At 42.8% G+C, this 12,002-nt stretch carries 11 protein-coding genes; all 11 read left to right on the forward strand.

Annotated elements, in window-relative coordinates:
* Window positions 1–8: 8 nt before the first annotated feature.
* The 11 genes from QWZ05_RS13775 (at window position 9) to QWZ05_RS13825 (ending at window position 12,002) form a co-directional block, all read left to right on the forward strand.
* The gene (locus QWZ05_RS13775; protein WP_290298916.1) at window positions 9–2,678 is read left to right on the forward strand and encodes an SLBB domain-containing protein; all 2,670 of its coding nucleotides are present in this window, start codon (window positions 9–11) and stop codon (window positions 2,676–2,678) included.
* A gap of 187 nt (window positions 2,679–2,865) precedes the next feature.
* Complete coding sequence (locus tag QWZ05_RS13780) at window positions 2,866–3,216, forward strand: four helix bundle protein (RefSeq protein WP_290298918.1); 351 nt, start codon at window positions 2,866–2,868, stop codon at window positions 3,214–3,216.
* A 61-nt stretch (window positions 3,217–3,277) separates the two neighbouring features.
* Window positions 3,278–4,276: a Wzz/FepE/Etk N-terminal domain-containing protein gene (locus QWZ05_RS13785; RefSeq protein ID WP_290298920.1), complete on the forward strand. Its 999-nt coding sequence runs from the start codon at window positions 3,278–3,280 to the stop codon at window positions 4,274–4,276.
* A 159-nt stretch (window positions 4,277–4,435) separates the two neighbouring features.
* Window positions 4,436–5,716, forward strand: coding sequence for a Vi polysaccharide biosynthesis UDP-N-acetylglucosamine C-6 dehydrogenase TviB (gene tviB, locus QWZ05_RS13790; RefSeq protein ID WP_290298921.1), 1,281 nt, complete (start codon window positions 4,436–4,438; stop codon window positions 5,714–5,716).
* Between the two features lie 160 nt (window positions 5,717–5,876).
* Complete coding sequence (locus QWZ05_RS13795; protein WP_290300799.1) at window positions 5,877–6,065, forward strand: four helix bundle protein; 189 nt, start codon at window positions 5,877–5,879, stop codon at window positions 6,063–6,065.
* A gap of 135 nt (window positions 6,066–6,200) precedes the next feature.
* Window positions 6,201–7,223 (forward strand): NAD-dependent epimerase/dehydratase family protein, encoded by a 1,023-nt coding sequence (locus tag QWZ05_RS13800; protein WP_290298923.1) that lies wholly within the window; start codon window positions 6,201–6,203, stop codon window positions 7,221–7,223.
* Between the two features lie 4 nt (window positions 7,224–7,227).
* Window positions 7,228–8,292 carry a dTDP-glucose 4,6-dehydratase gene (rfbB, locus tag QWZ05_RS13805; RefSeq protein ID WP_290298925.1) on the forward strand — a complete coding sequence of 355 codons (1,065 nt, stop codon included), beginning with the start codon at window positions 7,228–7,230 and terminating at the stop codon, window positions 8,290–8,292.
* 1 nt (window position 8,293) lies between these two features.
* Window positions 8,294–9,166, forward strand: a complete 873-nt coding sequence (gene rfbA, locus QWZ05_RS13810; protein ID WP_290298926.1) for a glucose-1-phosphate thymidylyltransferase RfbA — start codon at window positions 8,294–8,296, stop codon at window positions 9,164–9,166.
* The gene (gene rfbD, locus QWZ05_RS13815; RefSeq protein WP_290300800.1) at window positions 9,166–10,041 is read left to right on the forward strand and encodes a dTDP-4-dehydrorhamnose reductase; all 876 of its coding nucleotides are present in this window, start codon (window positions 9,166–9,168) and stop codon (window positions 10,039–10,041) included. Before rfbA ends, rfbD begins: the two co-directional genes overlap by 1 nt.
* Window positions 10,042–10,044: 3 nt before the next feature.
* Window positions 10,045–10,593, forward strand: a complete 549-nt coding sequence (rfbC, locus tag QWZ05_RS13820; RefSeq protein ID WP_290298928.1) for a dTDP-4-dehydrorhamnose 3,5-epimerase — start codon at window positions 10,045–10,047, stop codon at window positions 10,591–10,593.
* Window positions 10,593–12,002 (forward strand): lipopolysaccharide biosynthesis protein, encoded by a 1,410-nt coding sequence (locus QWZ05_RS13825; RefSeq protein ID WP_290298929.1) that lies wholly within the window; start codon window positions 10,593–10,595, stop codon window positions 12,000–12,002. Before rfbC ends, QWZ05_RS13825 begins: the two co-directional genes overlap by 1 nt.

The raw sequence follows: 12,002 nt of genomic DNA on the forward strand, positions 1-12,002 counted from the left end.
AACGTCACATGAAGTTGTTTAATAAAGTTACTTTGGCGACTAGCTTAATCGTCAGTCAATTGGCCTGGGCACAACCGACCCCAGCGCAAATTGAGCAATTTAAAAAACTGCCAAAAGCGCAACAAGAGCAGTTAGCTCGTCAATATGGCGTTGACTTAAATGCCTTGAACGCAGGAAGTGCATCATCTCAGCCACAGCAGCCTGTTGCGGCACCAGAAAAAACAATGCCGACACCGACACCGGAGGCGCCCGCTAAGGAGATTAAACAGTCTACTGAGCTAACGGCGTTTGGTTATGATGTGCTGAAAGGCATACCTGATACATTTACGACTTTCGATAGCATTCCTGTTCCGAACGATTACATCATCGGCCCAGGTGATGAAATTCGCATTCAAATGTTCGGTAAAGAGGACGGAGAAGAGTTAGCAACGGTTGATCGTAATGGTCAAATTTCATTGCCACGCATTGGTCCTGTTAGTGTTGCTGGCAAATCTTTTAGTCAGGTCAACGCAGAGTTAACCGCACTGATCCAAGAGCGAATTATCGGTGGTAACGTGCTTGTCTCTATGGGCAATATGCGCATGATGCAAGTCTTTATTACTGGTGAAGCCACTCAACCAGGCGCTTACAATGTCAGCGGTGTTACGACTCTCACTCAAGCTTTGATTGCCGCTGGTGGTGTGAAAGAAACGGGCTCATTGCGTGAAGTGCAACTGAAGCGTGAAGGCAAAGTGGTTGCGATACTCGACCTATACGATCTATTGCTCAATGGTGACTCAAGCCAAGATGTGCGTTTAGAAAAAGGCGATACGCTGTTTATACCGGCTAAAAAATCAACGGTGACCATTTCAGGTGAAGTGCTAAGAGCCGCACATTTTGAGTTGGTTGAGCCGACGCCTTTATCTGAGGTGATTGATTATGCGGGCGGGACAAAAGCCGCGGCGTATTTGGGCACAGTCAGCGTACGTCGTCAGACTCAATCGGGTATTGTCGTTGATACGGTTGATCTTAATAAATCATCGGGTCGCAATTTCAAGATCCAAGACGGTGATGAAATCTTTATCTCGAAAGCCAACCAATACTTCGTTAATGCGGTGGGTGTTCGCGGTCAAGCGACCCGTCAAGGTGTCCATGAGTTTAAAGTCGGCATGCGTGTGTCTGATATCTTTAAATCGATTGATAAAGACCTTCGCGCAGGCGCTGAGCTTGACTACGCTCTGATTGTGCGAGAAAAGTCGCTGCGTGGTGAAGTGGAAGTTCTGCAATTTAGCTTGAGAAAGGCCATCACTAAACCTAACTCAAAAGATGATGTGGTGCTAAATAATCGTGACCACATCTTTATCCTAAGTAATAACGTAGATTCAGAGTTTTGGTATGGCCGAGGCTCGCAAAGTGAAGCCACGCTTGAAATGGAGCGTTTGACTCAAGCTCAAGAGCAACGCGCAGAAGCGCAGCGCAATGCTCGTCAAGGTGGTCAAGAGCAAACGACCGTCGACGCGCAAACTGGCGCTGTGACAGAAAACTCTCCAACGCAAAACGAAGAAGGCCAAGCGAAGGTGTCAGAAATCGCTGACTCAAACCAGCTTTCTCACCGAGCTAAAGAGCTCGAGCCTATCATTGAGCGCTTAAAAGAGCAGTCGCATCAAGGGGCGCCGGTGCAGTTAGTTGAGATCACCGGTGACGTAAAATACCCAGGTATTTACCCGCTGACGAAAGGCATGGAAACGGCTGACTTGATTGTTGCTGCTGGCGGCTTACTAGAGTCTGCGTTTGTATCTCAAGCTGAACTGACTCGCTTTAATAGCGGTAACTATGAAGATGAGACAACGGCATTAAGCCATCAGCGTATTGATTTGAGTGCATTATTGGCAGGTAACCCAGATGCCTCACCTCGCCTACACTCGAAAGACCGTTTGATTATCTTCAAAAAGCCAACCTGGCAGTCAGAAATGGTGGTTGAGCTGCAAGGTGAAGTGATGTTCCCTGGTAGCTATGCAGTCAATCGCGGCGACACTATTCGCGACTTGGTTGAACGCGCGGGTGGTCTTACCGAATTTGCTTACCCAGATGGCGCTGTATATGCACGTGAGCGTTTGAAGCTTCGTGAGCAGCAACAGATGCAGTTCCTTCGTGGGCAGCTAGAGCAACAAATTGCGGGTTTGACTCTACGTAAAAACTCGTCATCGGCAAGTTTCTCATCGAGCCCAACAGAAGCGATGCAGTTGGTACAAAACCTCACCTCGACACCAGCACTTGGTCGTATGGTCATTGATATGCCCGCGATTCTAAACGGTGACGATGAAGCGGATGTGGTTTTAGCCAATAAAGATAAGCTGTTTATTCCTGAGTATGAGAAAACGGTTTCTATTATTGGTGAAGTTCAGTTCACTTCGACACATACGTTTGATAACTCGAAAACTGTCGACGACTACCTAAACCTTGCAGGCGGCACGAATAAACAAGCTGACACCGACCGTGTTTACGTTGTCCGCGCTGACGGCTCAGTCATGATCCCGAATAACTCATACTGGTTTAGCCGTAGCAGCGAGTCATTACAGCCAGGCGATACGATCATCGTGCCTGTGGACGTGGATTACTTAGATGGTCTAAGCACGATTACTTCGGCAACGCAGATCCTTTACCAGTTGGGTGTTGCTTGGAGTGCCATCAAGGACTAATGGTTGAAGCCAAGGTTGGAGGAAAAAGGCTTGAGGAGTTACGCTTTTCAACCTTCAACCTTCAACCTTCAACCTTCAACTTTCAACCTAGATGACTTTTTGATTTAACTCGCAGTCTCAAACAGAGCTTTTGTGTTCTCTTACTCATACTGTAACTCTGCTCACTTTAAACTCAGTGGGCAATAGAATGAGATTCGAGAAACTCGATATTTGGAAGCGTTCAAGCAAGTTAAGTTGTGATATCTATCTTGTGACAAAATCCTTAAAAGATTATGGATTCAAAGATCAGATAACGAGAGCTGGTTTGTCTATACCGTCAAATATTGCAGAGGGAGAAGAACGTGATAGCCTCAAAGAGAAAGTTCGATTTTTGAACATAGCTCAAGGCTCAACAGCAGAGCTTATCACCCAGCTAATGATTGGTATAAGGATCGGCTACATAGACAACACTATAGGTAGCACTCTCATCAGAGAAGCAAAACAACTTTATGCGATGATAAAGTCATTAATCAAAGCCAAACAAACCCAAATGAACTGACAACGTAGTAGGAAGCTGAAGTTATAGATCCTCCAGCCTTCTACCTTCAACCAAGAAAATTATGTCAAAACCACAAAATACAACAAATCAAGAGGGGAGCTACCCATTCCCCCCTAGCTACTACCCACAACCTCAAAGTAACGATGATGAGATTGACTTAAGAGAGCTTTTTTTCGCCCTATGGCGTGGAAAGTGGATCATCATTCTTACTACATTTGTATTTGCTGTGGGTGGGGTATTATTTGCTCTTTCTCAACCGAATACCTATAAGTCTCAAGTATTACTGACACCAACTCAGAGTAGTGGTAGTGGTGGCTTGTCCGGCTCGCTTGGCAGCCTTGCTGCGTTTGCCGGGGTGAGTATTGGTGGTGGTGATAAAGCCGATCCTAAAGTTGAAGCGTTAGCTGTCCTTCAGTCGCGTAAGTTCATTGAAACCTTTATCCAAAAACACGACTTGTTGGTGCCACTGATGGCTATCGAGTCTTGGAATGAAGAAGCGAACCGCGTTACTTACGATGCAGACCTTTATGACTCGCAACTGAAGGAGTGGGTGTTTGATGAGGGCGAAGGTGAGTCATTAGAGCCCACCCTTTGGGAAGCTCATAAAGAGTTTAAAAACATCTTCAGTGTGTCAGAAGACAAAGAAAATGGCATGGTGACCATTTCAATCATCAGCAAATCACCATTTATTGCCCAAGAGTGGGTAACCTTGATGGTTGAAGACATCAATGATTGGATGAAAGAAAAAGCGCTGTCTGAAGCGGGCTCTAAGATTGAATACCTGCAAGGGCAAATCAATCGCACGCAAGTGGTTGAGCTGCAAAACATGTTCTACTCACTGGTTGAAGAACAATACAAAACGCAGATGCTCGCGGAAGTGGAAGACGAGTTTGTGTTTAAAACCATCGACCCAGCAGTGGCGCCTGAAGAGAAAGACGGGCCAAAGCGCGCGCTGATTTGTGTGCTGGCAACGCTACTCGGCGGTATGCTCGGTGTGGCCATTGTGTTGGTGCGCTTTGCGTTTCGTAAAGAAGAAGAGCCAGAAGAGCGCGCTCAATAGGGTGGCTATTGGGGCTACTTTGCTCGATTAAGCGAAAACAGAGAGTTAATGAGGGCTGGCGTAAGTTGGTCTGTCTCAAAATCAAAGAAAGTGTCTCAGTGAGTATCAATATTACTGAGGTAAAAAATAGATATAATGCAATTTACTTAGGTTTAATATATGAAATTGACGTTGAAAGATGCCAAAGTTGGCATCATTGGTTTAGGTTATGTTGGTCTTCCTCTAGCGGTAGAGTTTGGTAAAAAACAACCCACGGTAGGTTTTGATATTAACGAAACTCGCATTGATGAACTGAAAAAAGGAACAGACTCTACTTTAGAGTGTAGTGATAGCGAACTAGCAGAAGCAACACATTTGAGCTATACGGCTTCTCTTGAAGAGTTGAAAGAGTGTAATGTGTATATTGTTACTGTTCCAACCCCAATCGATGAGCACAAGCAGCCAGATTTAACACCGCTGATTAAGGCATCAGAAGCACTAGGCACCATTGTTTCAAATGGTGATGTGATTATTTATGAGTCAACAGTGTACCCTGGCGCGACAGAAGAAGACTGTATCCCTGTAGTAGAGCGTGTTTCCGGCTTGAAATTCAATCAAGACTTCTTTGCAGGTTACTCGCCAGAGCGTATTAACCCAGGTGACAAAGAGCATCGTGTTACTAACATTCTGAAAGTCACAAGTGGTTCGACACCAGAAGTGGCTGAGTACGTAGATCAACTTTACAAAACCATTATTACTGCGGGCACACACAAAGCGTCGTCTATTAAAGTAGCAGAAGCAGCAAAAGTTATCGAAAACACGCAACGTGACGTCAACATTGCGCTTATCAACGAACTGTCTATCATCTTTAACAAACTTGGTATCGATACTTTAGAAGTTCTGGAAGCTGCTGGCACCAAGTGGAACTTCCTACCTTTCCGTCCGGGTTTGGTTGGTGGCCACTGTATCGGTGTAGATCCTTACTACCTAACGCATAAAGCACAGAGTGTGGGTTACCACCCTGAAATGATCTTAGCAGGTCGCCGACTCAACGATGGCATGGGCCAATATGTTGTCTCTCAACTTGTGAAAAAAATGCTTAAGAAGCGTATTCATGTTGAGGGGGCGAATGTACTCGTGATGGGTCTTACCTTTAAAGAGAACTGCCCGGACCTACGCAACACTAAAGTGGTGGACATTGTTTCAGAGCTAAAAGAATACAACATCAATGTAGATATTATGGACCCTTGGTGTTCAAACTCAGAAGCGCAACACGAATACGGCCTAACCTTGTGTGAGAAGGAACAACAGGGTCATTACGATGCGATCATCATGGCGGTATCTCACAACGAGTTTAAAGAGATGGGCGTAGAGAAGATCCGCGCACTTGGTAAGCCAGCCCACGTTCTATACGACTTGAAATACGTTCTAGACAAAGAAAGCGTAGACATGCGTCTATAAGGACCTAGAACTTCAGAGCCGAACTATGAAATTCGAACAGTTAGAAGATTGGAAACGGTCATCATGATTGGCAAGCCTCGTCTATAAACTCATGTGAGAATGCCAAGATTATGGAGTTAAAGACCAAATAACACGCTCGGCTCTGTCTGTACCTTCAAATATAGCTGAAGGCCTTAAAAGAGAAACTGCGAAAAAAGAAACGCGGTTTCTTTATTACGCTAAAGGCTCTTTAGGTGAACTTCTTACACAAACTTATATTGGCATCGATATAGGTTACATAGATAAAAAGCGGTTTAAGAGTGGTTGCAGAATGCAAAAAATTAGCAACCATGATCGCCGCTTTAATTAAAATCCGGAAAGGTTTTGTTAGGGAAGAAAAGGGAGATTATGTTCCCTAGACCCTAGACCCTAGACCCTAGACCCTAGACCCTAGACCCTAGACCCTAGACCCTAGACCCTAGACTTTCCCCTCACGGAAAACACAATGACCAAATACGAACAAATCCACCAAGAGTTACTGGAATCACCAAAAACGTGGTTGGTAACAGGTGTCGCAGGCTTCATCGGCTCAAATCTATTGGAGAAGCTACTAAAGCTTAATCAAACCGTGGTGGGGTTAGACAACTTCGCAACCGGTCACCAACACAACTTAGATGAAGTAAAGAGCCTAGTAAGTGAAGCACAGTGGGAACGTTTTCGCTTTATTGAAGGTGATATCCGTGATCCAAAAGCTTGTAAGCAAGCCGTTCAAGGCGTTGACTATGTCTTGCATCAAGCTGCGTTAGGTTCAGTGCCTCGCTCTATTGCGGACCCATTAACGACAAACGCAGCAAATATTACCGGTTTTCTAAACATGCTTGATGCCGCAAGACAAGAGGAAGTGAAAAGTTTCACTTATGCCGCTTCTAGCTCTACATACGGTGACCATCCTGCGCTGCCAAAAGTTGAAGAAAACATCGGTAACCCATTGTCTCCTTACGCAGTAACCAAGTATGTGAACGAGCTTTATGCAGGTGTATATGCACGCACTTATGGTTTTAAAACCATTGGTCTTCGCTATTTCAATGTGTTTGGGCCAAGGCAAGACCCAAATGGTGCATATGCGGCAGTGATTCCTAAATGGACAGCGTCAATGCTTGGTAATGAGGAAGTGTTTATCAATGGGGACGGAGAAACCAGCCGAGACTTTTGCTTTATCGATAATACAGTTCAAATGAATATTTTGGCCGCGACAGCCGATGATGAAGCAAAAGATGAAGTGTATAATGTCGCTCTTGGCGATAGAACAACTTTGAATGAGCTCTACTTTTCTATTCAGAACGCTCTGAACGATCTCGGTGTTCAACATTGTTCAGTTCCTACTTATCGCGATTTTCGTGCGGGTGACGTAAGGCACTCACAGGCAAATATTACAAAGGCACAGGACAAACTAGGTTACGCTCCCGTATACCGCATTCAGAGTGGAATAAATAAGGCGATGCCTTGGTACAAAAAATTTATAGGTTAATACAATGAAAGTTTTGATTACTGGTGGAGCAGGCTTTATTGGTTCCGCTGTGGTTCGACATCTTATAGCTGATACCAACGATACGGTTATTAACGTTGATTCTTTAACCTATGCTGGCAACTTGGAGTCTCTTGCCGAAGTAGAATCAAATGAGCGATATCATTTCGAAAAAGTCGACATTTGTAACCGATCGGAATTGGACAGAGTTTTTTCACAGTACCAGCCCGATGCCGTAATGCATCTAGCGGCAGAGTCTCATGTAGACCGCTCAATTGATGGCCCTGCAGCGTTCATCGAAACCAATATAGTCGGTACCTATACACTTTTGGAAGCGACTCGTGCTTACTGGAATGACTTGGAACCTTCAGCGAAAGAAGCATTTCGTTTTCATCACATTTCCACGGATGAAGTGTATGGTGATTTGGAAGGTACAGATGACCTGTTCACTGAAACTACATCATACGAACCGTCTAGCCCATATTCTGCTTCAAAAGCTTCAAGCGACCATTTAGTTCGTGCCTGGCTTCGTACCTATGGTCTACCAACGTTGGTGACCAATTGCTCGAACAACTACGGTCCATACCATTTTCCTGAAAAACTAATTCCTTTGATGATTTTAAACTCTATGTCAGGTAAAGCACTGCCAGTATACGGTGACGGAATGCAAATTCGTGATTGGCTGTTTGTCGAAGACCATGCTCGTGCGCTTTACAAAGTAGTGACTGAAGGTGTGGTCGGCGAGACTTATAACATTGGTGGTCATAACGAGAAAGCCAATATTGAAGTTGTAAAAACAATCTGTTCGCTTCTTGAAGAACTGGTGCCGGAAAAACCGGAAGGCGTTGAATCGTATTCAGATTTAATTACTTATGTCACCGACCGTCCTGGACATGATGTACGTTACGCAATCGACGCGTCTAAGATTGAACGTGAATTAGGTTGGAAGCCAGAAGAAACATTCGAATCGGGTATTCGCAAGACGGTGGAATGGTATTTAAACAACAAAACTTGGTGGAGCCGAGTCTTGGATGGTTCTTACGCAGGCGAGCGTTTAGGAGTGAATCACTAATATGAAAGGTATTGTTCTTGCTGGAGGTTCAGGCTCTCGTTTGTACCCTATTACTCGTGGAGTGTCTAAGCAACTTCTTCCTCTCTATGATAAACCAATGGTGTACTACCCGATTTCTACGTTAATGCTAGCGGGTATTCGTGACATTCTGATTATTACGACACCTGAAGACAATGAGAGTTTTAAGCGTTTGCTCGGTGATGGATCTGATTATGGCATCAATCTAAAGTATGCAGTACAACCGAGCCCTGACGGTCTTGCTCAAGCATTCCTTATCGGTGAAGACTTCATTGGCAATGACAACTGTTGCTTGGTGCTTGGTGACAACATTTTTTATGGTCAACACTTTACTGCAGCTCTTAAAAATGCAGCGCAACGCGAGCAGGGTGCGACAGTGTTTGGTTATCAAGTGAAAGACCCTGAGCGTTTTGGTGTTGTAGAATTTGATGACAACATGAGAGCTGTATCGATTGAAGAAAAACCAGCAAAACCAAAATCTAATTATGCGGTCACTGGGCTGTATTTTTTTGACAACCGCGTTGTTGAGATGGCGAAGCAGGTGAGACCGTCTGAGCGTGGTGAATTGGAAATCACGACCCTGAATGAAATGTACCTCAATGATGGTACGTTGAACGTTGAATTACTGGGGCGTGGGTTTGCTTGGTTAGATACAGGCACTCATGAAAGCCTTCATGAAGCTTCTTCCTTTGTACAGACGATTGAAAATGTGCAAGGTTTGAAAGTAGCCTGCCTGGAGGAAATCGCCTTTAATAATGGCTGGTTAACTAAAGATGAATTGGCTACCTTGGCTAAGCCCATGATGAAGAATGAATACGGTCAATATTTGATGCGTCTAGTAAAGGATTCGAAGTGATGCGTGTATTAGTGACTGGCTGTAACGGCCAGGTAGGGCACTGCTTGGTAGAGAGCCTGCAAGATAGGGTCGAATTGTTGGCGGTTGACAGAGATGAACTCGATATCACGAACAAAGATGATGTCTTTTCTGTTGTGAATGAGTTCCAACCCGACTTTGTGATTAATGCGGCAGCGTATACCGCAGTTGACAGAGCCGAAGAGGAAATAGAACTTTCGTATGCCGTTAACCAAAATGGACCTGACTTTCTTGCTCAAGCGACTAAAGCGATTGATAGTACCATTTTGCATATATCGACTGACTATGTGTTTTCGGGTAATAAGCAAGGTGATTATATAGAGACCGACCCAACAGGTCCTTTAGGTGTTTATGGACAAAGTAAGTTGGCTGGTGAGCTAGTTCTTGCTGAATCAAACGATAAACACATAATCTTACGTACGGCTTGGGTATTTGGAGAGCATGGCAATAATTTTGTCAAAACAATGCTTCGTTTAGGGAAAGACCGTGATGCACTGACTATCGTAGGGGACCAATACGGTGGCCCAACTTACGCAGGAGACATCGCTGGCGCTTTAATCTCCATGATGAATCAATTACATATTACAGACAATCCAGAGTACTACGGTGTATATCATTTCTCAGGGGCTCCTCATGTGAACTGGTGTGAGTTCGCTGAAGAAATCTTCAAGCAGGCAGAAAAACACGGGTTACTTGAAGCTCCAAAACTTACCGCGATTGCGACGGAGATGTACCCAACACTAGCAGTACGCCCAGCAAATTCGAAGATGAACTGCTCGAAAATTAAAACAATATTTAAAGTGAATCCAAGTGATTGGGAATCTGCACTTAACAATATTCAACAGTACATGAGTTAATATATGAAAGTTATCGATACCGATATACCTGATGTAAAAATTATTGAGCCTTCTGTGTTTGGTGACGAGCGAGGTTTTTTCATGGAAACCTGGCAACAAAAGAGATTTGAAGAATTGGTGACTGGCAAACCAATACAATTTGTACAGGACAATCACTCTAAGTCTAAGAAAGGCATTCTTAGAGGTTTACACTATCAAACAGAAAATACGCAAGGGAAACTAGTGAGAGTCGTCACTGGTGAAGTATTTGATGTCGCGGTCGATATTAGAAAAGACTCATCGACTTTTGGTCAGTGGGTTGGTGTGTACTTATCAGCCGAAAACAAACGGCAGTTATGGGTTCCTGAAGGTTTTGCCCATGGCTTTTATGTTACGAGTGAAGACGCTGAGTTCGTGTATAAATGTACTGACTACTATAACCCATCAGCGGAAGTATCTATTGCATGGGATGACGGTGACTTAGGTATTGATTGGCCTTTGAGCGGGGGCGACCCTGAATTATCTATCAAAGATATGGAAGGGGCTCCCTTATCTAGTATAGATGCCATCTAATGCATATGTTAAAAAAAATTGGTTTTTATATTGTTGCTAAGTTTGTTCCTCTTTTAGTCATCATGCTTACTACTTATTTTTTTAGTCGTTGGCTAACACCTAGCCAATATGGTCAGTATTCGTTAGTTATATCAATTGCAAGTGGTCTATCGATTATCGCTTTTCAGTGGATTAACGTGACTCTTGGCAGATTGATACCGAAGTCTAGCGCAGATGTAAAAATCAAAATCATCAATAGTGGTTTAATACTCTATTTTATTAGTTCGATACTTGTTCTTTTTTTGTGTTTTATCTTTGGGGAGTTCATCGAAGATAACTTTAAGACCAGTAGTTATTTAATTGCCTTGTTAGCCGTAGCGCTAGGAGGATTTGAATTAAGTCAAAGAATATTTAATTCAGAAGAGAGAGTATTAGCCTTTGGTATTTTTCAGGGCATCAGGGGAGTTGTTTTTTTTAGTTTTGCGTTATGTTTCTATTATACAGAATATATATATCCAGGGGTTGTTTATGCATTAATAGCTTCTTATATATTATTATCGACGCCAAATATTTACAAGTTACTTTTCTTAAGAAAGAAAGATTTTATCCCTAATTCAATAAAAGAAATTGCTGTTTTTGGTTTCCCATTAATATTGACTTATGTTTTGCTATATGTACTTAATTCCTCGAGCAAAATACTTCTAACTGTAATGCTTGACGAGACTTATACCGGATACTTTTCATTAGGTAGCGATACTGTTCAAATGATCATAATTTCGGTAATGGGTGTGGTTCAACTAGCTATTTATCCAATTGTTATCGGTGCTTATAACAAGAATGACGAAGATAGATATAATATTTTTTCGAAATCAAATCAGTGGGTTCTATTAATTTTACTACCAGTTACAGCAGGCTTTATTGGTATTTCCAAAGGTCTGTTTTATTTTCTTCTTCCAGAAGAAGCTTACCTAAGGGTAATTCCAATTGTCCCTTTTTTAATCATTGCTAACCTATTCGTTCAACTTAAATCTCTAATTTTTGATTATGCTTTTCATATATCAAAGAAAAATGGCAAGCAATTCTTACCAGTATTTTGCGGCGCTTTTACTTCAGTTGCTCTAAATGTTATGTTAATTGATGGGTACGGTCTAGAAGGCAGTGCTTTTTCTTATTGCATAGGTTGTTTTGTTTACATGACGATGTCTTACCTGATTGGAAGGAAAATATTCAAGTATCCTTCGATAGATGTTGGGTTTTTATTTAAGGTGACAGTATCTTCTTTGCTAATGCTATTAATTGTTATTCAAATCCCTAATGATTCAATATTTCAGTTTGTAATTTCAATTGTTGTAGGTGCTCTGAGTTATATAGCTTTGATTACAACTATGTTTTACCCTCAGTTGAAAAAATATATAAATAGTAATAATTAA

Source organism: Vibrio agarivorans, assembly GCF_030409635.1.
Classification (GTDB): Bacteria; Pseudomonadota; Gammaproteobacteria; order Enterobacterales; family Vibrionaceae; genus Vibrio; species Vibrio agarivorans.